The organism is Nostoc punctiforme PCC 73102 (assembly GCF_000020025.1).
Classification (GTDB): Bacteria; Cyanobacteriota; Cyanobacteriia; order Cyanobacteriales; family Nostocaceae; genus Nostoc; species Nostoc punctiforme.
Window position 1 is genome coordinate 3,559,818 of sequence record NC_010628.1, and the last position, 23,499, is coordinate 3,583,316.

23 protein-coding genes are annotated in these 23,499 nt (G+C 41.6%); 9 read left to right on the forward strand and 14 right to left on the reverse strand.

Annotated features, from left to right (window positions below; genetic code table 11):
- Positions 1–206: 206 nt before the first annotated feature.
- From NPUN_RS14675 to NPUN_RS14710, 8 genes are all read right to left on the reverse strand, one after another.
- Positions 207–986: a photosystem II electron transport protein, Sll1252 family gene (locus tag NPUN_RS14675; protein ID WP_012409406.1), complete on the reverse strand. Its 780-nt coding sequence runs from the start codon at positions 984–986 to the stop codon at positions 207–209.
- Positions 987–1,030: 44 nt separating this feature from the next.
- Complete coding sequence (locus NPUN_RS14680; protein ID WP_148220318.1) at positions 1,031–1,276, reverse strand: GNAT family N-acetyltransferase; 246 nt, start codon at positions 1,274–1,276, stop codon at positions 1,031–1,033.
- Positions 1,254–1,760, reverse strand: coding sequence for a hypothetical protein (locus NPUN_RS14685; protein WP_012409407.1), 507 nt, complete (start codon positions 1,758–1,760; stop codon positions 1,254–1,256). Before NPUN_RS14685 ends, NPUN_RS14680 begins: the two co-directional genes overlap by 23 nt.
- A gap of 427 nt (positions 1,761–2,187) precedes the next feature.
- Positions 2,188–2,565, reverse strand: a complete 378-nt coding sequence (locus tag NPUN_RS14690; protein WP_012409408.1) for a hypothetical protein — start codon at positions 2,563–2,565, stop codon at positions 2,188–2,190.
- 444 nt (positions 2,566–3,009) lie between these two features.
- Positions 3,010–5,199, reverse strand: coding sequence for a TolC family protein (locus NPUN_RS14695; RefSeq protein WP_012409409.1), 2,190 nt, complete (start codon positions 5,197–5,199; stop codon positions 3,010–3,012).
- A gap of 103 nt (positions 5,200–5,302) precedes the next feature.
- Positions 5,303–6,865, reverse strand: coding sequence for a circadian clock protein KaiC (gene kaiC / locus NPUN_RS14700; RefSeq protein ID WP_012409410.1), 1,563 nt, complete (start codon positions 6,863–6,865; stop codon positions 5,303–5,305).
- A 281-nt stretch (positions 6,866–7,146) separates the two neighbouring features.
- The gene (kaiB, locus tag NPUN_RS14705) at positions 7,147–7,461 is read right to left on the reverse strand and encodes a circadian clock protein KaiB (RefSeq protein WP_012409411.1); all 315 of its coding nucleotides are present in this window, start codon (positions 7,459–7,461) and stop codon (positions 7,147–7,149) included.
- Between the two features lie 108 nt (positions 7,462–7,569).
- Positions 7,570–8,151 (reverse strand): KaiA family protein, encoded by a 582-nt coding sequence (locus tag NPUN_RS14710; protein WP_012409412.1) that lies wholly within the window; start codon positions 8,149–8,151, stop codon positions 7,570–7,572.
- A 673-nt stretch (positions 8,152–8,824) separates the two neighbouring features.
- Between NPUN_RS14710 and NPUN_RS14715 the strand changes: the two genes are divergently transcribed.
- Positions 8,825–12,181, forward strand: coding sequence for an ATP-binding protein (locus NPUN_RS14715; protein ID WP_012409413.1), 3,357 nt, complete (start codon positions 8,825–8,827; stop codon positions 12,179–12,181).
- 66 nt (positions 12,182–12,247) lie between these two features.
- On the opposite strand, the gene NPUN_RS14720 is transcribed toward NPUN_RS14715, so the two are convergent.
- Entirely contained in the window at positions 12,248–14,158 is a 1,911-nt protein-coding gene (locus NPUN_RS14720) for an ArnT family glycosyltransferase (RefSeq protein WP_012409414.1), read from the reverse strand.
- A gap of 492 nt (positions 14,159–14,650) precedes the next feature.
- Positions 14,651–14,887, reverse strand: coding sequence for a hypothetical protein (locus NPUN_RS14725; protein WP_012409415.1), 237 nt, complete (start codon positions 14,885–14,887; stop codon positions 14,651–14,653).
- Positions 14,888–15,100: 213 nt separating this feature from the next.
- Between NPUN_RS14725 and NPUN_RS14730 the strand changes: the two genes are divergently transcribed.
- On the forward strand, positions 15,101–15,469 hold the full coding sequence (locus tag NPUN_RS14730; RefSeq protein ID WP_012409416.1) for a hypothetical protein: 369 nt from the start codon (positions 15,101–15,103) through the stop codon (positions 15,467–15,469).
- A 100-nt stretch (positions 15,470–15,569) separates the two neighbouring features.
- Here NPUN_RS14730 and NPUN_RS14735 read toward each other — a convergent pair whose 3' ends face one another.
- On the reverse strand, positions 15,570–16,181 hold the full coding sequence (locus tag NPUN_RS14735) for a hypothetical protein (protein ID WP_041566154.1): 612 nt from the start codon (positions 16,179–16,181) through the stop codon (positions 15,570–15,572).
- Between the two features lie 19 nt (positions 16,182–16,200).
- Here NPUN_RS14735 and NPUN_RS14740 point away from each other — a divergent pair, with 19 nt between their 5' ends.
- A complete protein-coding gene (locus NPUN_RS14740) occupies positions 16,201–16,431 on the forward strand; it encodes a hypothetical protein (RefSeq protein ID WP_041565414.1) in 231 nt (76 codons plus the stop codon).
- A gap of 67 nt (positions 16,432–16,498) precedes the next feature.
- Complete coding sequence (locus NPUN_RS14745; protein WP_041565415.1) at positions 16,499–16,702, forward strand: hypothetical protein; 204 nt, start codon at positions 16,499–16,501, stop codon at positions 16,700–16,702.
- Positions 16,703–16,881: 179 nt separating this feature from the next.
- Here the strand turns inward: NPUN_RS14745 and NPUN_RS14750 are convergent, their stop codons facing one another.
- The gene (locus NPUN_RS14750; RefSeq protein ID WP_012409418.1) at positions 16,882–17,268 is read right to left on the reverse strand and encodes a hypothetical protein; all 387 of its coding nucleotides are present in this window, start codon (positions 17,266–17,268) and stop codon (positions 16,882–16,884) included.
- Positions 17,269–17,741: 473 nt separating this feature from the next.
- Here NPUN_RS14750 and NPUN_RS14755 point away from each other — a divergent pair, with 473 nt between their 5' ends.
- The gene (locus tag NPUN_RS14755; RefSeq protein ID WP_012409419.1) at positions 17,742–19,646 is read left to right on the forward strand and encodes a chloride channel protein; all 1,905 of its coding nucleotides are present in this window, start codon (positions 17,742–17,744) and stop codon (positions 19,644–19,646) included.
- A gap of 69 nt (positions 19,647–19,715) precedes the next feature.
- Here NPUN_RS14755 and NPUN_RS14760 read toward each other — a convergent pair whose 3' ends face one another.
- Positions 19,716–20,129 (reverse strand): AbrB family transcriptional regulator, encoded by a 414-nt coding sequence (locus NPUN_RS14760; RefSeq protein WP_012409420.1) that lies wholly within the window; start codon positions 20,127–20,129, stop codon positions 19,716–19,718.
- A gap of 394 nt (positions 20,130–20,523) precedes the next feature.
- Between NPUN_RS14760 and NPUN_RS14765 the strand changes: the two genes are divergently transcribed.
- The 4 genes from NPUN_RS14765 (at position 20,524) to pyrR (ending at position 22,920) form a co-directional block, all read left to right on the forward strand.
- On the forward strand, positions 20,524–20,964 hold the full coding sequence (locus NPUN_RS14765; RefSeq protein ID WP_012409421.1) for an Rrf2 family transcriptional regulator: 441 nt from the start codon (positions 20,524–20,526) through the stop codon (positions 20,962–20,964).
- A gap of 96 nt (positions 20,965–21,060) precedes the next feature.
- On the forward strand, positions 21,061–21,183 hold the full coding sequence (locus NPUN_RS44115; RefSeq protein WP_272913970.1) for a hypothetical protein: 123 nt from the start codon (positions 21,061–21,063) through the stop codon (positions 21,181–21,183).
- A 143-nt stretch (positions 21,184–21,326) separates the two neighbouring features.
- Positions 21,327–22,298: an adenosylcobinamide-phosphate synthase CbiB gene (cbiB, locus tag NPUN_RS14775; RefSeq protein ID WP_012409422.1), complete on the forward strand. Its 972-nt coding sequence runs from the start codon at positions 21,327–21,329 to the stop codon at positions 22,296–22,298.
- Positions 22,299–22,383: 85 nt separating this feature from the next.
- A complete protein-coding gene (pyrR, locus tag NPUN_RS14780; RefSeq protein WP_012409423.1) occupies positions 22,384–22,920 on the forward strand; it encodes a bifunctional pyr operon transcriptional regulator/uracil phosphoribosyltransferase PyrR in 537 nt (178 codons plus the stop codon).
- A 57-nt stretch (positions 22,921–22,977) separates the two neighbouring features.
- Here the strand turns inward: pyrR and NPUN_RS14785 are convergent, their stop codons facing one another.
- Positions 22,978–23,361 carry a nuclear transport factor 2 family protein gene (locus NPUN_RS14785; RefSeq protein WP_012409424.1) on the reverse strand — a complete coding sequence of 128 codons (384 nt, stop codon included), beginning with the start codon at positions 23,359–23,361 and terminating at the stop codon, positions 22,978–22,980.
- Positions 23,362–23,499: the final 138 nt, after the last annotated feature.

Here is a 23,499-nt window from a genome sequence, read left to right on the forward strand (position 1 = left end):
ATGTATAGCAATATGCTTTGATTTATGTTCGCGAAGCGTGGCGCGTAGCCATAATTATTTGCGTAGGAGGCAAAACAGTCAAGAAGGCTTTTTGAGATGTACTGAATGTTTTCAGAAATCAAAATATGAGTCCTAATATATAGTTAGAAGTTAGGAATTTGGGGTTAAAGAAACTGGTGAATTTAAAACTCTTAACTTTTCACTGATTACATATACCTTGTTAATTGAACTCGGTAACGGTCTTTTTTTGTAACTGCAATTTCCCCAACTTCTAAACGTCCTTTAGAGCGAATGGCGATTAAGTCACCTGATTTAACTTGAGAACTAGCTTGTGTAACTTCCTTCCAATTAACGCGGACATCACCAGCATCAATAAAGTCAACCATTTTGCTGCGAGACATACCAAAACCAGCAGATGCGATCGCATCTAACCGCAAAGAAGCCTCCACAGTAGTTAGTTCTTTTTTCTTTGGTTCCCGAACCCTTAATTCAGTTATCTCAATTCGCTGAGTCTTCACAGGAACCGATCGCACCTGCTTAAGACTCATTTCTAAAAATTCCACTAACTCTGGGGCGACAATCGCCTGGGCCCCTCGTTCTCCCAAGACAATAACGTCTCCTGTCTTTTCACGAACAATTCCTGTTCCCAACATTGCGCCTAAAAAGTCGCGGTGAGAGGCGGTATCAAACAAGAAATTACCAGCAATTTCCACGGCGACAAGGCTGACTTGAGATTGATCTAAGGGAAGTTCTGAACGAGCGATCGCTATTCTTTGGCGTTCAGCTTGGGGATATCCGCCCCACGCAACTAATTGCACTTCTGTTAATCGGTTAAACACCCGTTGAATTTCCGCTAATTCTGGGGGAGATAGAAAATCTGTCAAAACCACTTCCCAAGTTTTGATAGCTTGTTCCGCTTGGTCGATTACACGAGCTACACTATCTCGATTTTCAACACCCTTTAAAAGTTCTTCTCGTGGCAACATTCTTAAAAATTATGAGTTATGAATTGAGAATTAAACTGCTATAACTATCTTGATTCTAACTTTAATTCCCATTTCAGCAGATTTCTATCTCTAGTAATTGGTTGAATTCCTAGTTTTTCTAAAATGCGAATTGAGGCAACACGACCATCTGGAGAATGAGCGATAATTCTCTTGATTTCTCGCCCGGTAAAGGAAAAATTGACCAGTGCTTTTACTGCTTCAAAAGTAAATCCTTGTGTGTTGTAATGCGTAAACCAGGATTTTTTGTCACACATTACTTGTGTCAGCATAACCTTGGATATTTTCTGGATCAAACTGACGTAATATTCGGGTCGCTTGTCGAGTGAGAGTTTCCGAGCCTTGAACGGCAACTAAGTATTTACCTGCGTCTAAGCGGTTTCGATAAGGTAAGGCATCACCACCACCTACGAGTAAACCGACTCCACCACCGACAACCACACCACCCATAGCACCACTAGCAGCACCCAGCAGTCCGCCAACGATGTGATTGCCAACTTCACCCGCCCAGGCAAAAGTATCTAAACCAGTGATGAGGCTAAATGTAAAACCTGCAAAAAAGCCAAATGGTATCAGCCAGGTTGCCATCAGTTGTGCTTGCTTTTTGGCTTGGTCTTTAGGGTCAATTAAGCCAAACTCGTCAGCCGTTTTATAGCCCTTCCCCAGGATAGTACTGTTTATGCCTTCTTCTTCTAAAGCTAAGTAAGCAGCTTCGGCTTGAATGCGGTCTGGTAATACGGCAACAAGGTAATTCATTGATTTTACAATTTGTCTAATATAAGTTTTGCCTTAATTAACAGCGTATCAGTCTTGGTCGAATCAATCTTACATTGGGTAGGAGTTTGGAGCTTGGAAAGGCTTTGATTCATACTCCCCTTCCATTGTAGAGAAGGGGTTGGGGGTTAGGTCTCAATACTTGTCGGGTTTTGGGGAAAAGAGGAAGGGGAAAAGGGAAAAAACCTTTAACCCTTACCCTTTAACCTTTTCCCCAAACCCAATTCTGGGTTCAAAATGCACGAAGCGAGTAGTATTGGGTTAGGTCTGTATTAAACTCAACTGCAAATCGCGCAGGCGTAGCCCGCACTTCTCTACGAGAGGCATGGTTCGACTCCGCTCACCAGCCGCTCAGTGAACACCGCAGGTATCGCGCAAGTTAAGCATTAGTTAAATATACATAAGCCGATCACTTGAGCGAATCTAGTGGCTCACAAAAATTGTTTACGCCTTGTTTGAGGACATATATCAAAACTGGCGTTGCCAAAATCTTGGGAAATGTCGGCATTGCTTTTAGATGTTCCATCATCTTTTGAGGTGAAGTATTAAGCAAATCTTCCCGGTATTCTTGTTCGCAAATAACCACACGCCATTTTCTAGCCAAGGCATCTAACCACTCAGAATTTGCTCTTTCTGGTTGTTGTCCTGCTCTAATAGCTAGCGTCATCGCCGCATCTTCTAAATCTCCATCACAGTCTTCAATCAAATCCAGCGCTTCCATATCGCTAGGATCGTCAGCCAATTGAGAGCGAAACTGTGCAATTTCTTGAGATGTTACTTTAGTCATGAGTCTTTGACAAGGCTAGCGAGCGAACATTCAGTTATGCTACATCATTTCACAAAATACCTGTTATACGTTTTCGCGGCACTTTTAAAATTCAAAATCCTTGTGAGAAAGTTCAGTTAAGAATTAAACTGTGCCATATTTAATTTTCATCTAGAGAACGCTCATGTTGCCCGCCCGAATACTTCTCGGGTTTTGGGGAAAAAGAGAAAGAAATAACCTTTACCCCAAAACCGATTCCGAGTTAAAAATGCACAAAGCGAGAAGTATTGTTGCCCACCCCACAAAGACTGATATTTAATTAGGTTATGCAATTTAAATCACTTTCAGCTGATCGGTGGGAATTTTAGGCGTGTAGAGAGTTAAAATTCCGGTCTTTTTGACTAAAAAGCCTCATTTTTCAATGAGGCTTTCAGAATTTTTAATTGAGAGGTTAAGTCAGCAGTACTAGCGTAGCGCTCTGAGGGTAACCGACCGTTGCAACTGAGCTAAAGCGCGGTTGTAATCCAAAATTGCTGTGACTCGATTACCTTCAGCCCTTGTGAGGTCGTTTTCAGAGTTAATAACATCAGTTTGAGTTCCTACACCAGCTTGGAATCGCAAACGCGCTAAACGTAGAGCTTCTCTAGCTTGTTCTAAAGCGGTGTTAGAGGTTTGAACATTTTCCAAACTAGATTGCTGGGTAGAATAGGCTTGTTCTACCTGAAAGCGAATTTGGTTGCGCTGTTCAGCAAATTGAGTTTCTGCGATCGCAATATTAACACTAGACTGAGCTGCCCTTGCTCTTGCCGCTCCCCCATCATACAAATTGATGGTTGCTCTAACTCCCAATGAATAACCATCAGTAACGCTGACACTATCATCGAACTGATCTAATAGGTTGTAACTACCTACCAAACTAACTTGAGGACCCAGTTCTGCAAGAGCCTGTCTACGCTGTTGTTCGCTGATATTGCGTTGTGCCAACTGCTGTTGTAATTCTGGACGATTTTGAAAAGCCAGCACAATACTTTGTTCTAGCGTTGGGTTCCAAAGACCAGCTAATTGTACAGGGTCGGCGGCACTAATATTTATTCCCTGCGGCAAACTTATCCGAGTTGCTAATTGACGACGGGAAATTGCCTGCTGCGATCTAGCATTAGTCAAATCTTGTTGGGCATTTGCTAAATTCACCTGCGATCGTAACACATCGAACCGCGTACCAACCCCAGCTCGCTCTAAAGCTTCGGCATCACGCAAACTAGCTTCGGAGTTTTGCACAGCCGACTGAGCAATACGTACTTGTTCATCCGCTTGTTGCAGATTGTAGTAATCAGTGGCAACATTCAAACGAATTGTCTCAGACTGAGTTTCTACAGCCAATTCATTGAAACGTACCTGTTCTTCAGCTGCTCTGATACTAGCTTGCACTCTCCCAGAAGTGTAGATGTTATATGATAGCTGTGCTTGACCGGAAAAAGATGTACCAGCTTCATCTGGCGATGAGATACCCGTCTGTTGTTCTTGGAGTTTCGACGAGAGCTGACTACTGGCAGACTGACTACGAGTAATATCAGCGCTAATTCCCAGAGTTGGCAATAAAGCAGCTTGTGCCTCACGTAGAGCCGCTCGATTGCGTTCTAGCTCCAAAAGAGACACCTGTAAATCCCGATTGTTACGCCGTGCTAGCTCTAGAGCTTGTGCCAAAGTAATCGGCTGATTTCCCTGAAGTCTCACTTCCTCCGGTTTGGTAGGAAATTGCAAGGGATTTGAGCTAGGAATCAAGTTCCCGGGAATTTGTACCGGCCCTGATGGCGCAGGAGTTATGGTTCTCGGCACAGTGGAAGGTTGCACTGGGCCTGATGGTGCAGGAGTTACGGTTCCTGGTACAGTGGGAACTGGTGTCGAATTTGCCGGAATCGAGGTATCATTCTGAGCAATGCGGCCAATAGCATTTTGTTGTAAACAGGTGTTTGAAGCCAGTAGCAAAGCCGCGGAAGAATCAGTCTTGCTTTTTCCTGACTCCTTTAGGCATCTTGGCGCTGACAACAGTTTTGCTGATTCTCCACCTGTAGCTGAAGTTTGTAAAAATGCTTGCAACTCAGTAACAGCATTTTTCCTTTGAACCACTGGCTGCTGTGCAGAAGACAGTGGGAAAATTTTTCTTTGGACAGAAGAAGGTTTTGCAGTGTAGTTGGGAACTACTATGCTCTCTGATTTCTGCCCAGAAATGCTTGAGTTACTCTGTTTTTGGTTATTTTGAGCAGAACGGCTACCATCTAGCTGTTGGGAAGCATTAGAGGTAGGTGTCAAACTGACAAATCTACCTTCATCTTTCTTAAGTACTTGTTTTATTGGCACAACAGTATTTCCAGCCGTAAATACTGGAATACTGTTATGACTTAAAGGCTTCATACTAAGTTTAGTAAAACCAAAACCAGGTAGTAGGGTTGTAACACTAACATTTGCACCATGCGGCAATTGCGTATTCATCATATCCACAACCGAGTTTTGACCATAAGTAGAAGTTAAAACACTAGGAGAAGAAGCCAGCTGTACCCCAGTTAGTTTTACAGTACCAGCCCAAGCAGGCTGAGTTGTTAAAACCGCTGCCGTGACACCAGGCAAGAAGCTATAGAATAATTGCTGTCCTTTCACCGCATCCCTCACACGAAAATCAATCTAGCGGCAGAAAACCTTTCTTCACCACAGAATATAGCACGATACTAAACTTAGGAAAGAATATACTACGATACTAAATTTAGGGTTCGGAACTCTGTTTGTCTTCAAAACGTCTAACAATGCGAGAAAGTTCCGCCTTTTCATCGATACTAACGCGAGTAGGAGCACCGCTGATAATCCGTTCGTAGTTTCTGAAAGAATCTTTAATATCGGGCCCGTCAGCAGTGATATTATACTCGCGAATGCCCTTATCATGCCAAGACCCGCGCATTTTAAATACGTTAATTGCCCGCGACATTTCTCCACGAATTTCTACGTACTGTAACATTAGAATTGTATCGGTAATCGTAGAGATATGAGAGTCAGTAATCGAATGCGCTCCTAGAAATTGGTCAGTTGTGTTGGTAAAGAAACCAGTAATTTCTTCTTGTTTAGCATAACCCGTTACACCAATTACAAACTGCCTAAATGCATTATTGCTCACTCCTCTAGCTAATGCTGATAGGGAATCAATGGCAATCCGAGCTGGTTTAAAGACAGCAATTTCTGATTTAATAATTTGTAAATGGTCTTCTAAACCAGTTGATTCAGGATAGGTACAAATTATTTTTAGTAAACCTTGCTCCTCTAATTCTTCAAAATCAATTCCCCAAGAAGAAGCATTACGAGATAATTGGGCGCGTGATTCTTCGTAAGCAAATAATATTGCCTGTTCTCCATTCAGGCAGCCATCTTGAATAAACTTACTTACTAACAAGGTTTTACCAGTACCTGTGGCTCCTGTTGCCAAAATAATAGAATCTTTAAAGAAACCACCACCGCACATTTCATCTAAGATTTTGACACCAGAAGATACCCTGATATTAGATGAACGCTGAGTTAAACGCATTGCTCCTAGTGGGAAAATGTTAACTCCTTCATTAGTAATTGTGAAGGGATACTCGCCTTTCATGTGAGTTGTACCGCGCAATTTGAGAATTTCAACTGTGCGACGGCGGCGTTCTCCTTCTAAAACGTTGCGAACAATTACTACATTATCAGAAACAAATTCTTCCACTCCAAAAGAAGCAACGGGGCCATATTCTTCACTGCGTTCAGTGGTAATTACGGTGGTGACACTCAGTATTTTGAGACGTGCTACCAACCGAAAAATCTCGCGTCGTACTACTCCCATTGCTTCGTACTGCTGAAATACTGCTGTCATCGAGTCAATTGAAACTCGTTTAGCTTTGTATTTGCGAATGGCATATTGCAAGCGTTCAATGAGTGCAGAAAGATCAAAATTTCCAACGATATCTTGACCTTCTGGATCGGGAGATGCATCAAGAATAAATAATTTACCTTCTTCGATTAGGCGCGGTAAATTCCAACCAAAAACATGGGCGTTTTTAATAATATCGCTGGGTGATTCTTCAAAGGTAACAAATACTCCTGCTTCATCGAAGTAGGTGATACCGTTATACAGAAACTGAAGAGACAATAAAGTTTTACCTGTACCTGAAGTGCCACTGACCAAGGTAGTTCTACCAATTGGTAAACCACCATGACTAATATCATCAAACCCTTCAATCATCGTGCGAATTTTTTCTACACCCCCATTTTTTGGTGCCTTATTGGGTTCTACTTGCTCGTTTTGACTCATTGCTTGATAATAAAAGGGTATTAAAAACTGTTGTTTTATTAGTAAAGTTTGTACTCAATTTTTCCAGACTAATTATAAAATAAATATTAAGCGATTAGGGTGTGTTAGATCACAATCTGACAAAAAAAGCAAAAATAAATATATTTAATATTTAAAATAAATATTTTGCTGTAATGCTCTAAGATAAAGGGTAATAAAGCTCTCTTGACTAGAGCAATATAATGGGTTCCCTACACAGTTAAAATTTACTTTATAAACGCTATCTTGCATTATTAATTATTTTACTCTTCAAAATCTCCTTCACTCAGTTCTTCATAAAGCAAATCTAATCCAATCAATACTCTTTCTCGATCTGAAAGATCGCCGATAATTTTGCGAACAGGTGGAGGCAAAATTTTGGATAATGTTGGCGTTGCCAATATTTTATCTTCTTCTGCCAGTTGTGGGCTTTTCAATACATCGATCACTTTTAAAGCATAAACACCTTCAAACTCCTGCTCTAAAATATTTTTGAGTGTTTTCAATGCCCGAACTGAATTAGGGGTATTCCCTGCTACGTAAAGCTTGAGAACGTAGGTTTTTTTGGCTTTAATCATATATTTACAGGCTAGTTACAATCGTAGAAATACAAGATGCGTTCGCACGTTGGTAATAACTAACAGTGTTAGCTTGTTCCAAGTTCAATATTAATAAATAAACTTACTTTATTTAGAAATCGAACTCCTATAGACTTCACACAAGTGAGCCAATATATCTATCAACGTCAGGCGGTAATCAAGTAAGGTTTCATTGCTTCTTCCTTCTAATTTTAGCTGGATAGAAAATTCTTCAATTACCTCCATGTGAATTTCGATGATTTGGGGCACAGGAATATTAGCATAAAATATAGTATTGATAAATTTATCAATTTTTTCCTTAAGTGTTTTGTCTGTGGTAAAATAATTTAAAAGTATTAGACTGTAATCTAATTTAAGCTGTCTTAATAATCCTTGCCTTTCGGCTGGATTCATCTCGTTAAAATGCTGTTGGCTTTTTTGCATCTGGCTAGCAAATACATAGACGTACTTGCTAGTGTATGCCTTACTTGGATTTTGTTGCGGCCAATTTGGTAAATAGTTTATTGTTGCAGAGGTCGTTGCAGTAACAGGTAAATAGCAAAATTGGGCGACGATCGCATCAATAAATTTCCACACCCAAGAAATCCAACCTTTTTGCTTGGCTAAGTCAACTAGATTATCTAAACATTTGTTAACATCAGGTCGCAGAATCAATATTGGTAATAACATTTACTCTTTAATCTATCTCCTTGATCGCTTTGACCAAGAAACGTGGGCTGATAAGTTTGGCTAACGCTTCTAGGGGAATACTTCTTGATGTCCAGAAAACTAGTGACTTTACCCCAAAATAACGCTCTGTGTTAACAGATAGTGCAAGAAGGCAGTTCTTGCTGGAGGTGGTAAGTAATAAAGCTTATGCACTAAAGTTAAGCTTTTAGCTTTTTTCAACTGGATATTTATTTATGCATGCTTATGCTAGCGACTCAACAGCTTAATGCAGCAACTGAGTGTTAAGACTTAGTAAATCTTTGATGATGAGGTATATGTCGCCATAACGAGACACAGTAGCTAATTTATTGTTTGCGTATCTGTAATCTATGTCTATAAATAGATATATTTTTTAATTTTGCTCCTTGATAAGATACTTAAACGAACTTAAAGGATTGTCGCATTCTAAATCATTATAATTCCTCAAGGTTCTAAAGCGAATCTTTGGGGCCATAATTGTTGTAGCCGTCGCTATCGATCGGGAGTTTAAATACCAGTAAGACGCTGGGGAGGCTAGTTGCTATAAATTGGAAACGTCGCCTCTTGGAAAAATGCACTTGTCCACAAGCAAGTGTCCGTGAGGGGAAATCCCATTCTTTTATTTAATGGCGTTGAAATAACCAGAGTTGCTTATATGAGTCTTCTTAGAGGATATGGCTTCAGGCGAAAAGACCATCAACAGTTGGCAGATGGAGATGCCGGAGGTTTCCACAGGAAGAATGACCCCCAAAGCCCTATGTTAATGCTAGATTACCCGCTTTCTGACTTTCAAGCAACCGTAGCTAGCTGCCTCCAGACATCTTCTTTGGCAGTGGTGCTGGAGATTTTTGAGCAAGAGCAGTGCGATCGCTTGGTAGTAGTGAATCAGCAGCAATACCCCATCGGATTGCTGTATTCTGCCCGTTTAATCCAAAAATTATTAGCACATAGTGACGATAAAAATCTAAATTTACATCAATCACTCTCTACTTGGGGTCAAGGTCTAATTGAGCCAATACAAACAATATCAGCCTCTGAGCGTGTAGAGCAATTAAGCTTGCACTTGGGTTATCCACAAGCCGAAAAACATCAGAACTTAGATTTGGCGCTGATTGACTCTGATGGCCGATATTTGGGTCTGCTGGATAGTTCGCACCTGTTGCGATCGCTGGCTAAGGAACGCATGGCTGGGTTACAAAGCTCAGGCATCCGGAAGTCGGGCCATGAGCATGAGTATGATACTGATGTACAGCCACCAAATAAAGCCAAATCATTGAGACACCAGCCACTGATACTGTTGCTGGAAAGACTGCCTTGGCCTTTAATGTTGCAAACGTCTACTGGCGAGGTGTTAGCCCGAAATCCCGCCTGGTGGCAGCAATTAGGAGCCTTAAAAGATCCAGAAGGAGTTAGGCAACAAGTGGAAGCAATACTTGTCCCTAAGCCCTCCGAAAAATCTGAATATGTCACCCAACGAGCAATCAAAGTTCATCCCAATGGCAGGGAGAATGAATATGGTAGTGAAGAGGAACTGACTCAGCAAGAAGCATCACTAGATGCTGTATACAGTCGCTGCTATTTGGATAGTCAAGTGGGTACTTGTACCTGTGTTGTGGAAGTGCAAAATGGTCAGGAGCGAATTTGGCAGTTTGCCAAAATTCCTTTAGATAGTCCTGAGTTTAAAGTCATGAGTGCTGAGTCAGAGGTTTTACTCAGCAATGATTTGTGGTTAGTTTTAGCTACTGATGTAACTGAACAGCAGCAGCTTTGCAAAGAGTTAGCTGCGAAAAATGCCGATTTAATTCAACTAAATCGGTTGAAGGATGAGTTTTTAGCTTGTATTAGTCATGAACTCAAAACTCCCCTAACTGCCGTTTTAGGATTATCTCGCTTGCTGGTGGATCAGCAGTTGGGAGAACTTAATGAGCGTCAAGCTCGTTATGCAGGACTAATCCATCAAAGTGGCCGCCACCTGATGAGTGTGGTTAATGACATTTTAGATTTGACCCGAATGGAAACGGGACAAATGGATTTGACGCTGACACCAGTGAAAATTAGTGCCGTGTGCGATCGCGCCCTATCGGAAGCCAAAGCCATCCACACTCAAACTACTAAAACGACATCCCAAACTCAAGAAAATGACCGTTCATCTGCTCCCCAATTCTGCCTTTCCATTGAACTAGGCTTAGATGAAATGGTGGCAGATGAGTTGCGCTTGCGCCAGATGCTAGTACACCTACTTTCCAACGCCTTTAAATTCACTGAAATATCCGGCGAAATTGGGCTGCGGGTAAGTCGTTGGGAAGGATGGATTGCCTTTACAATTTGGGATACAGGTATTGGCATTCCAGAACACCAGCAACACCTAATTTTTCAAAAATTCCAACAACTAGAAAATCCCCTCACCCGCCAATTTGAAGGCACTGGTTTGGGGCTGGTATTAACTCGGGCCTTAGCTCGTCTCCACGGAGGAGATGTCAGCTTCTTGTCTCGTGAAGGGAAAGGTAGCCAGTTTACACTACTTCTGCCGCCCAGTCCCCCGAAAACAGGCTTTTCGGAGCCAGATATGGTAATCAGAGCAGACGAGAAGACACGACACCAACAGACACGGGAAAACACCGCAGCCACTCGTCAGCAGATCGTTACGCCTACACAGCATCATCCCGCGAGTTCCCAACGATTGGTCTTAGTAGTCGAGGCTGTAGCCCGATATATTGAAGACTTGACCGAAAAACTCAAATCTTTAGGATATCGGGTAGTAATTGCGCGATCGGGGACAGAAGCAGTCGAAAAAGCTCGGCGCTTGCAACCAATAGCGATATTTTTGAATCCGTTGCTACCCTTGCTGTCAGGCTGGGATGTGTTGACTTTACTAAAATCTGACACGGCAACCCGTCATATATCTGTAATAGTTACCGCAACGGGGGCCGAAAAGGAGAAAGCATTTGCTAACCGAGCCGATGGTTTCTTAAGTTTGCCAGTGGAGCATCAGGTATTGGCACCAGTTCTCGAAAAATTATGTACTGCCCAAGTAGCTCCGCAGGTAGGGTTGGAAAATAGCGCCATTGTCCCGCCTAAAACCCCACTGCGAATTCTCAGGTTGGTGAATCCCCAATTGGAATCGGTTAATCCCCACCCCTCACTTCGAGAACATCGGGTGATTGAAGTAGATGACTTAGATCAAGCAGAACTTTTGGCGCGGGTATGGCAATTTGATGTCATTTTGCTAGATGTCGAAAGTACCACTGCCCAAATTTATTTGCAACAACTAATCCAGCACCCACGTTTGGCGGCTCTACCATTGGTTACTTGCGACGTTGCAACTACCTTAATAGCTTCTAAGATACCAGGGTTATCTGTATTTCCTTACTTAACACCATTTACCAAAGACAACAGCAGTCGCATCGAAAAAACAGATGCCTTACTATCAGTACTGCAAATTGCTTCTGGTATTTGCTGCCCTCCTAACATCTTGGTTGTGGATTTGACAATGCTGCGTGATTTCCCACAGGTAAGACGTAAGTCAGCTAAGGGTTATCGGACAGCAAAAAATTGCTCAATTAGTAGTGAAACTGCTGAAAGGGGGTCTGAGTGGTTCCAAGCTTTAATTCAGTATTTACAAACAGCAGGCTTTAAAGCAGCTATGAGTCCCTGTTGGGCAGAAGTGTTACAACAAATTCGCCACCAAAGCGTTGATTTACTGCTAATTTGTTTAGGAGAATCCGCTATCCACAAAGATGTGCTAAAAGCCCTGAAAACATTGGGAGATTCACCTGATAAATTACCACCAATTTTGGTACTAAATCAGCGATTAAATCGCCCAGACACCAATTTTCCGGTTGGGGTAGCTTATAAGGAAATTGACAAGCAGAAAAAGAATAGCTTGGAATCGATAGAGACTGTTGTTGGTGCGATCGCTACCCAAATATTACCGCGCTCGATATCAATGGAAGACCTCTTAAACCAGATCAATCAAGCCTTAGCTGTCAATGGTTACAATGGCAAATGTTAATGGGAATGGGGAATGGGGAATGGGGAATGGGAAATAAACAACCAATGCCCAATGCCCCATTCCCAATTATGATATGTCTATTTTTTCATTTTTCTTTTTCTTAAAAGGAACTCGAACCAAGTTATAAGCACCCTTGGTAGATAAACTCTTGTAATCATCTGGCTGTAATTCCATTTGTAAAAACTTTTTCTGTTCAGCCAAGAGCAACAGTGAGGCAGGTTGTAATCCCTTAGCAGCCTGGTTTTTAATATGCTCTATAGCCTCTTGAGGAAGTCCTAAATAATTTACATGAATGTGGCTGTAAAATACCACACTAGGCTTTTTGAAGCCAAGCATGATCAATTCTTCATTTGGTTGTTTTGCTTGTAGAATTACGGCAGATAATTCCCTTAAAGGTAATTGACGTTCTCGATCAATAAAAAAAGAAGCAGGCGTTAAGACAAAAATTATAAACGCCACAAGCCCTAGTAAATTAATCCCAATAATGTAGTTCCATCGGCGACTCAGTAAGAAACCAGCAACTAAAATTGCACAAATCAACCACATTACGCCAGCTATTACTGGTAAACCAGATTTTTGAATTAGTTCGTGGAAGTTACTGATAGCAGGATCGGTACCTAATATGTGGGTGATGTTAAACAGTGCTGTTGCCAGAACTGATAAAAACATTACATTCAACCAACCACTCACTCGGAGAAAAGTAGGGGAAAGGGGAGGAGTGGGGGAGGAAGAAACACTAGATGTTTGCCTGTCTTCTGTATCCTGGAAAAAGTCGCTCCATAAAAGCGTCACTAGGATCGCTGCTGCTGGCATTAAAGGCAAGACATAACTAGGTAGTTTGGTGACAGCAATGCAGAAAAAACCAAAGATGCTAGCAAACCAAATCCAGGCGAATAAACCAAACTGCTGAAAACGTTCAAGGGATCGCCAGTGCGATCGCTGCCAAAACTTTAGTCTTATTATAGAAACTGGTAAATACACGGAGTATGGCGCAAAACCTAGCAGCACTACTATGAAGTAAAAATACCAAGGTGCTGAGTGACCATTGACTACTTCTGTAAAGCGTTCCAGGTTGTGATAACCAAAAAAGGCATTAATATAATTCCAGCCATTGCGCCAAATTACTAAAGCATACCAGGGCACTGACAAACCTAGAATTATCAATATACCCACGAAGAGGCGCATTTCCCGCAATACCTCTCTGAACCTTCCCACGTAAAGCAAAAAGGCGGCAACAATTATCCCTGGCAAGACAATTCCCACTGGACCCTTAGTCAAAATTGCGCCAGCAATTAACACATAACAAGCCAAGTACCACTTATTAGGGAATAGGGCAGGGGGCAGAGGAGAGGAATTTTCCCCTTGCTCCCTGCTCCCTGCTCCCTGCCCCCTACTCCCTCCCTTCCCTGCGTAGCCTAGAAAGAAACATAACAAAGCTGATGCCATACATCCGGTGAGCAGCATATCAGAGACACCCGTTCTCGCCCAAATAATAGTTTCGGGATTGAGTGCCATGAGCGCTGCTGCGATAAAAGATGTTAAGTAGCGGCGAGTAGGACGTGAAACTTGCTCTAATTCGTCTTGTTTAGCCAAGTACCACTGTACGGTGTAAAAAGCTAAACAAATTAAGCCAAATGCTGCGATCGCAGAAGGAAGGCGTACTGCCCACTCATTTACCCCAAGAATGTAATATGCGATCGCTTGACACCAGTAAATTAAAGCAGGTTTATCGAAACGAGTTTCACCATTGAAAAATGGGGTTATCCAATCACCTGTGACAAACATCTGGCGGGAAGCTTCGGCAAACAGTGGCTCTGTCTCATCAATCAAGCCAATATTGCCCAAATTCCACCCAAAAGCTATCCAGCCAACCACCGTTAACCACAAAACCGACACAGTGACACTAAGGGCCGGATTCTTTGCTATTTTGTTGAACCACTGATCAACAGTGTGCTTAACACTCAATTTCATGCTCATTAGTCAATAGTCAACAATCACTACTCAATAGTCGTTGATTATCTATCTTTTGTTCTTCCAAGGCTCAAATTCAAAATTTTTTTATTTAATACTTACCACTTAACACTCTACACTTCTTCGGCTTGGAACAATACCAGTTGCTTGAAGCTGCTAGAAAAACCCAAGAGGTTAACAAATTATCACCGCCGAGCAAGCTCCTAAGTCCTATTTCAGAATTTATTAATTGACAAATTAGACAATAAATGCACTACTGAAAGCAGGATAAAAATAAACGTAGTTTAGCCCAGGTTGAGCTTACTCTAGTAGGCAGTGACTTGAAAGACGGAGAATTTACGTCATTAGGATTACGCATCAAGTACAAAACCCCGCTCTCAAGAGCAGGGGTTATCTTAACTAGTAACTTCTCAAACATCCTCTAAGCGATCACTCACCTATAACTTGTATATTTGACTTTTTAAATCTGGCAAACTCATAATTTTTACTTTCTACATATCAGAGGATTTCAGAAATTGCAAATTCATCATTGATTGCAGCAATTTCTGTTGAAATCTTTGGCTCATCAACCATTAATTCCAGTTTTTCTTCCTGATTTGTGACATCAGCAAATTTATCTTTTGTATATTCACTTTCTCTGATTTGTCTAGCAATGCTTTCTAGTAGCCAAAGTTGTTCTTCTATAGACAAGGCACGGATTGAGCGCTCAATTTCTAGTAAATTCAGTGATATCATTTTGCTTCTGATTCCAAGCGGGGCATATTTTTCAAAGATATTCTTATATGTAAGTCTATCTGGTTAACCTATAGCATCGCAAATTCTGCATCATTTTTCCCAAGCTTATCTTTTCACAAATCAAATGAGATTGCTATAAATAACTAGAAGCCAATTTTATGACTTTTTAATTAGGTATTACTGCTGAAGCAAAATGTACGCTAAACTGACTACATGAATTACGAAACAGCTCGGAAACTCCTCATAGATCAGACAATCACAACCGAGGAAAACCCAGATGCGCTGTTAACGCGTATGAAACAGGGGAAACCGCCGGTACCCGGTCAGATCACTTCAATTCTGTTGGCATTGAAAGTGGTGTTTGAAGCCCTTAAAGATGCAAAGACCCTAGACCGAGAACTGGCTTTAGCCCTTTATCAGTTAAGCATTAAGGCACAACAGCTATTTGCCGCAGGGCGTAAAGCTGGCATAGATTGGCCACCACTACTAAAGGAAGATTTGCTACGAATTTCTTTAGCATCTGAAAGTATCTTTTCAGGTATATGGCAAACCCTAGCTCCCATCAGCCTAGGGAAACTATAGAACACCATTTCAGTAACTTGTATGTGGAAAATCAGGGGCAGAGGAAGATGAGGGAGTGAGGAAGAATAATTAATGCCCCATACCCAATGCCCAATGCCCATTACCGAATTTGCAGTTCACCTTCTAACTTGTCTAAGTCAGTTTTAAGCAAAACTGTCATTTGCCCGGTAAAAGCTTTGCCACTCTTGGGTTGAGCAATTTCCACCCAATATACATAGCGATCGCCTACTCGTAATTCTCCCTTTAAAGCTTCCCGAATGGGAGTTTTAGCCAGACGCGCCGAGTTAATTACCTTCTGGTTGGGATACTGGTAAACTACCTGGGCGCGATCGTAGTCTTGATAAATCTCCAAGCCATAAATCACCCGCAAGGATTCCTGGAGACGCGCAAATGTCATGCCGTTAATGGCATCATACATGGAAATGCGCTCACTACGAATTGTGCCACGGTCTTTAGAAAATTGCACCCTACCAGGGGGCAATACCGACGCTTGAAAAGTGAATCGTTGAGCAGCAGTATCAGTCTTTTGCACAAACAATAACTCCCCACTTCTAGGGCGGAGTGTAGGATGTGCTTTAATCCAAGTGCCTACTTCCTCTGTACTTTGCCCTGGTAAAGCATTGGCTTGGGAATCAAAAAGCGTTCCCACGCACAGCCAAGGTACTAGAGAAAAAGGCAAAATCAAACATTTAAGCAGGGATTTTTTGAGCATTTTTCTATTCACGACTTTCATGGAAATTTCCCCATTAGGGAGTAACCATAGTCTTCCCGTTTTTCAGCAAGATTATTTCAATGGGTCGCAGCGATCGCCCAGCGAAGCCAAATCTTTTCTCTTGGCGCTAGCAAGTCTCCACCATAGCGCTATGAAGGTGCTGGGAGGAACCCTGCTTACCAAAGAAAGTGTGGTTCTATTCAGAAGAAGATCAAGCTTGGAAGTATCTGTAGAAAATCTTGTCTTTTAATGTTTGAACTATTGATTTTTTGGGAACCATACACAAAGCAATTTAGGATGCTGGTAATAGTTAAGACTTGAATTTACAGTTATTGACAGATATTTCTATAGAAGCTTATTTTGAACAATCGCAAATATCGAGGACACATCAGAGAAAATCATTATGGCGCAAAAGTGTCATCATTGGATTGGTAGAAATGGGGCTTTTTAGCTTAAAATCTGATGTTCAAAAGTCTCAATGGCTGGGAGATTATACCCGTTTAGCAGCTAGAAAAGGCTAATATCAGTAAATCGAAAAGAGAGCGATCGCCAATATTTTGGTAAATTAAAATGCATTTTTTGCTGAAATATATGTAAAACCGCGTCCTATTTGGGGTAATAAGACACGGTTTCATAAAAGTATTTAGTTATAATATTACAAAAATCAAAGTAAGATTTGATTTATACCAAAGTAATCCATTTACTGAGATTTATTTCCTGGTTGATTAACTTTCTCTGTTGTAGGAGATATTTGGCGATCGTAACTTGTCTTTTCTTGAGTTAGGGCGATCGCACTAAAGAAAATGGCACTTCCTACAGCCAAGGCTACCATCGGACGCTTGAGCAAGACAAAATCTCTGATAATCCTAGCTAAAGGTCGGCTTTGACGACGTAACGAGGAAGCAATCATTAATTGTCTCCAAGTAAACGGATCGCGCACGTAATGACCGCTTTGGCAAACTACTAGCCGTTCTTGGCAATAGGGACAGCAAAACAAGCCCATACGCGTTTTAATTGGTTTGGGAGTGGCATTTCTTTGGCAAATTGGGCAAGTAACATAATGATTATCAAAGGTGTGTATATTCATTTACCTCGTCCGCCTAGTCCATTTACTCGCTCTATAAGAATAGCTATATTGAATTCCGATCAATACTTAGCAGACTTCCAAGTATGGTCTGACAACAGCCATAAATCATACATACATTGTATTACTACCAAGGATGGCTCAATGGTCGCAACACGAGTATAGCTAGATTTAGGCAAGGATGACTCCTAGTTAATGTTTGCAGGTGTGTCCACCCAGACCACAAAAACTTTGTTGTCTCTAGAAAAAATAGTGTTGGCGCTCACTCGCACCCCACCAGGGATCTTTGATCCTCAAATAACAATTGTCTCCCATTTAACCATTCTCCCCACAAAAATTTTGCACAATGACATTTTTTGCTAAAGCTTTGTAAATCAAGCAAATAAAGTCTACTTGTCTGGTTGCTAAATAATGGCTCACAATGAGAAGTAACAGATAAAAATTTAAATTTTTTCTTACATTTACCCCGCCTCTCAATGACTCTCCTGCCTCCCACTCAACTGAGGAAGGTAACGGAACAACCTGCATTTCCTACACCTTCTGCTCATTTAGCTCACCTAATTAATCGTTTTCAACCATCCCCAGAAACAGTTGTCCTGTTTTTAGCCATGCTCATTGGCGGTGGTACGGGTATGGGTGTAGTCACCTTTCACTATTTAATCCAGTTGATTCACCAGTTGATGCTGGAAAATTTAATGGGTCAAATCGGTGTCTGGGGTGCTTGGACTTTAGCCTGCGTTCCCACCCTTGGCGGGTTAATCGTTGGCTTGATGCGCTGGCGCACTCAAGACTTTGGCCCTGGACTTTCATCTCTCATCGCCGCTTCTCAGGGAACAGAGATTAAGCGACCACTACGACCAGTTACGAAAATGCTGGCCGCATCTGTTTCTTTGGGGAGCGGTGCTTCTTTGGGACCAGAAGGGCCGAGTGTAGAAATTGGCGCAAATTTTGGGATGTTGTTCTCTGTAATCCTCAATGTATCTCAAGAGCGACAACGTTTGCTGTTGGGTGCTGGCGCGGCGGCTGGACTGGCCGCGGGATTTAATGCTCCCATTGCTGGAGTATTTTTTGCTTTAGAAGTGGTGATGGGAGCGACATCTTTCGCTACTTCTGCGGTGAGCGTGGTACTATTAGCGGCGGTGGTAGCAGCATTAATTGCCCAAATTGGTTTGGGGGCACAACCTGCTTTTGATTTACCTGCTTACCAAGTCCGCAGTCCTTTGGAATTGCCGCTTTATCTTGGCTTGGGTTTAGGGGCCAGCCTTGTTTCTCTGGCTTATACTCAATTAATTCGTTTAGCAAAAGCCTGCTTTGCTGGAAAGGTTCGAGGTTTTGCTTTTTTGGGACGAATTCCTGAGCCAATTCATCCAATTATTGGCGGTGTGATAATTGGCGCAGTTGCTTTGTATTTCCCACAAATTCTGGGTGTGGGTTATGAAACTGTAGAAGCAATGCTTCAAGATGTGGAGTTTCCACTCTCCCTGTTGGTGGTGCTGTTGGTGGTGAAACTACTGATGACTGCAATTAGTGCGGGTAGTGGTTTCATTGGCGGTTTGTTTGCACCAGCCATGTTTTTAGGTGCTTCTTTTGGTTCAGCGTATGCCAAACTTTTAGCCGTGGCATTCCCGACTATTTGCGATCAAATGGCGGCTCCCCCAGCTTACGCAATGGTAGGAATGGCAGCAGTACTAGCTGCTAGTGTTAGAGCGCCATTAACGGCTATTTTAATGTTGTTTGAATTAACCCGTGATTATCGTATTGTTTTACCGTTGATGGCAGCTGTGGGTTTGAGTGTTTGGCTAGTAGAAAGGATTAAACCAACTTTTAACTCTAACTCTAATCTACAACAAATTGGTCTTTCGGAATTGAAAGATGAACAAGCGGAAATTGTGCAGCAAATTTTAGTAGAAGATGCTATGCACCCCTATCCCAAAAAATTACCTGCAACCCTTGGAGTTTTAGATGCAGCTGTAGAAATGATCCGCGATCGCACCCGGAGTGCTTTAGTAATTGATGCAGCCGAGCAATTAGTTGGTATACTCTCTCTGGAAGATATTAATCGTGCCCTTGCTCTTTGGCAAAGTTACCCGAATTCACTAACTGAAATTCCAGATAATTTATCCAGTCAAACTCTCATAGATATTTGTACTACTGAAATTCTCTATGCATGGCAGGATGAACTATTATCTGAAGCTTTAGATCGCATGAGTCTTCGAGGTTTACATCAATTACCAGTGGTAGCACGAGACAAACCCGATCGCATTTTGGGTTTACTAGAAAAAGAGCAAATTGCCTTAACCTGCAATTTAGCAGTTACGCGCAAGGCACTTCGCCACTATTTACCAGTCTTACCCACTACAGATATAGTTATTAGTCATTAGTGATTGGTCATTGGTCATTAGTCATTGGTTCTCACAAAGGACAAATGACAATTGACTAATGACCATTTATTAAGCCGTGGCTTCTATAGCTTCATCACCTTCCCGATCTTCTGGATCTACCTGTCTCAGACGAATGTGCTTTTTGCCTAAAGTGATGATAAACTCATCTCCTGGTTTCAGATTCATCTGTTTTGTATAAGCTGAACCTATAAGTAAATTACCATTCGATTGCACACTAATTCTATAGCTAGCACTACGTCCACCACGCCCATTAGCACTTGGTGTACTGTCCAACTGAATCCCTTCAGCATCAATTAGGGCATTTAAGAACTTCATCATATTGACGCGCTCTATACCGTTTTTAGTAACGGTATAGTAGCCGCACTTCTTGGCTTTGTCTTCTTTGCTCTCGTTCTCTAGCTCTTTGACTTTTTTGAGCAGCTCTTCACCGAGTAGGGGTTCAATTTTTTTCTGTTTAGGCATCAACTTAGATCAAAAATGGATGTTTGAAGTGTTGGAATCGATTTTATTTTAGCTGAGGTTGAGCTAATAGGAACATAATCCTTTAGTTTTTATCTCAACCTAGCCAAGTATATTACACTCAGATGCACAATTGTTATGCCATTAACAATATTGTCAAGACAATCTATTTTAGATAATGCTGGCAATCCCGATCGCTATATATATAGTTTGTAAATCACTGCTAAACTATACTTGTTTAAGTTTTCTAAACTAACGCTCAAAAGGTTGTTTATTTTCTGAGGATGATAATTGAGTTACAGAATGATAAGTAAAACTGATCCTTAGTTATTGGTCGTTGGTTATTGGTTATTTACAAAGGACAAATGACAAAGGATAAACAATAAAGCTTGCCAAAATGAAACTAACTACCAGAGGACACTATAGTGTAAAGGCGTTGCTAGATTTGAGTTTACAGCCAAAATATGGGCCTGTATCTGTAAGAGCGATCGCTAAACGTCAAGATATCCCTGCTCCTTATCTCGAAAAACTACTAATAGAAATGCGTCGTGCATCAATAGTTAAATCAATTCGTGGTAGCATCGGCGGATACCAATTGGCAAGAGAGCCTGCACAAATATCTATAGGACAAATTTTAGAAGCAGTTGGCGAGACTAGCCATTTACCTCATCACACCCCAGCACCTACACAAGCTGAAGATTGGGTAACATTTAGCCTTTGGCAAAGACTCAACCAAAAGCTCAAAGAAGCTTTGTACAGTATTACTCTGGCAGACCTTTATTACGATGCTCGTAGCTGGCAAGCTTCCCTTGGGGAAGAAGCTAGTTTTGTAGTTTAGTCAAGAGCGGAGCCGGAGACGCTCCACCTCCGGTAAATAACTTAAATATTGACTAAGAATTTTAGATTTTTTGGTTGATACCCCACTTGGTAATTCATGCCGCAACGCTTTCGTGAGGGAAACAAATCGAAAATCCTTAATTTCAAATCCGATGCTCCTACAGATGCTCGTTCCTCTGTACGAAATGCTGCACTTCCCGCAAGAGTACGCTACCGCTAACGCTGTGTTATCAGAGCCAATTACTCGGATTTTGTACCACTACACTAACGTGGTCGGGGTCAATCCAAAATCCAAGTTGCTCTGGAAGCGTACTAAAGGTGTAACCCAAAATCCAAAATTGATTGACCCTTGACTAGTGACTTATGACTGATAGCATCTATATTTTAATAATTGCTGCATTTTTAGATTACTTAATTGGCGATCCTTGGGATTGCCCTCATCCAGTGCAAGTTATGGGGTGGGTAATTTCTCGCTTAAGCAAATTTTTTCTTCAATTGTGTAAAAATCCTTTTACACAACGCCTAGCTGGAATTGTGCTAGGGATTATCCTAATAATTGGTAGCGGTCTTGTCGGTTTTTTGATTATTCAAAGTGCCAGATGGGTTCATCCGTGGTTGGGAATTGCAATAGATTCCATTCTTTTAGCTAGTTGTTTTGCTGGTAGAAGTTTGCGAGCAGCAGCAGTGGCTGTTTTACAACCTTTAATAGCAGGAGATTTGGAGAAAGCTCGGAAGATTTTAAGTAATTACGTTGGTCGAGATACCCAAAACCTCTCACAAGCAGAAATTTTACGAGCCGTTTTAGAAACGGTTGCAGAAAATGCTACCGATGGAGTGATGGCTCCGCTTTTTTATGCAATTGTTGGTGTCTTTGTGCCAATGGTGGGGCCAACTCTCTTGGCTTTAGCATACAAAGCCAGCAGTACCCTTGATTCAATGGTGGGCTACCGGGAAGCACCCTATACTTATTTGGGATGGTTTTGTGCGCGGTTAGAAGATTGTTTAACTTGGCTACCTTGTCGGTTAACAGTCATAACTCTGGCGTTGTTATCGGGTAAACCAATGCAGGTTTGGCGAATTTGTCGTCGGGATGCAATTAACGATCCTAGTCCCAATTCTGGCTGGAGTGAGTGTGTCTATGCCGCTTTTTTGGGTGTGCAGATGGGAGGTACAAATTGGTATCGTGGGGTAGCTAAGTACAAACCACTGCTAGGAGATGCTATTTATCCCATTACTGCAACTTCTATTCAAAATGCTTTGCAGCTAACTCGATATTGTTTTTTGCTATGGTTAGGCATAGCGATCGCAATATTCTTAATACTCCCAAACAGATAAAGTTAGGAATTAAGAATAAAAACTTCTAACTCCTGTACAGACGCGATTAATCGCGTCTCTCCTAACTCCTAACTTATTATTCCCTATGTCTGCCAAAGTAGTTGAAATTCTCTCATCCGAAGAAATCCGTCGTACCCTAACTCGCCTGGCCTCTCAAATTGTGGAAAGGACGCGTGATTTGTCCCAACTGGTGCTTCTTGGTATTTATACCAGGGGTGCGTTATTAGCCGAATTGTTGGCGCGTCAGATTGAGACACTGGAAGGTGTAGCTGTGTCAGTTGGCGCTTTGGACATTACATTTTATCGAGATGACCTCGACACAATTGGATTGCGGACTCCAACGAAAAGTGAAATTCCTTTTGACCTTACGGGAAAAACGGTTGTACTAGTAGATGATGTGATTTTTAAAGGACGGACAATTCGCGCTGCTTTGAACGCAGTCAACGATTACGGTAGGCCAGAGGTGATTCGTTTAGCTGTGTTAGTAGACAGGGGTCATCGAGAATTACCAATCCACCCAGATTTTATTGGAAAGAAGTTGCCTACTGCTAAAGAAGAAGTTGTGAAAGTTTACTTACAAAATTACGATGGACGAGATGCAGTAGAGTTGATTGGAGATTAAAAGTTAGGAGTTAGGAGTTTGAAGAATTCGCTTAATCTTGCTTATCTCCCGATCTTTTTAACGCAAAACGGGACTGCCATGATGATGAACTAAATACCACTTTCCAGCAAGAAAGTGAAATACATTTGTAGCTGTTGATTGTGCTTCAAGTCTTCTCCCAGAAACGACTTGGAATACATTTTCTCTCAGCACAACATAAGCAATATTGTCAACTATTTCTGTAGCAATTATATCTGTGTTTATTTCGATATAAGCGGTGTTTTTAAATATCTGCTCCCAAGAGGTGCGAATCTCCTTCCAACCTCGTAGTATGTTACTTCCAGGATGAATGCAAAAACTACCAGTTCCTTGTGACCATACGGTACTCATTATCTCAATATCTTTTCTTTCAAAAGCTCGGTAAAAAGCTGCATTAGCCGCTAAGACTTCATCCTTTGTCATGGGGAATTTAATAGTTAGGAATTAAGAGTTAGGAGTTAGGATTTACTAAATTATAACCCTCAAGTTTGACAAATAAATTAGCTATGCCCACTTGCCCTGAGCGGGGCCGAAGGGATGCCCCATGCCCAATTTCCAATT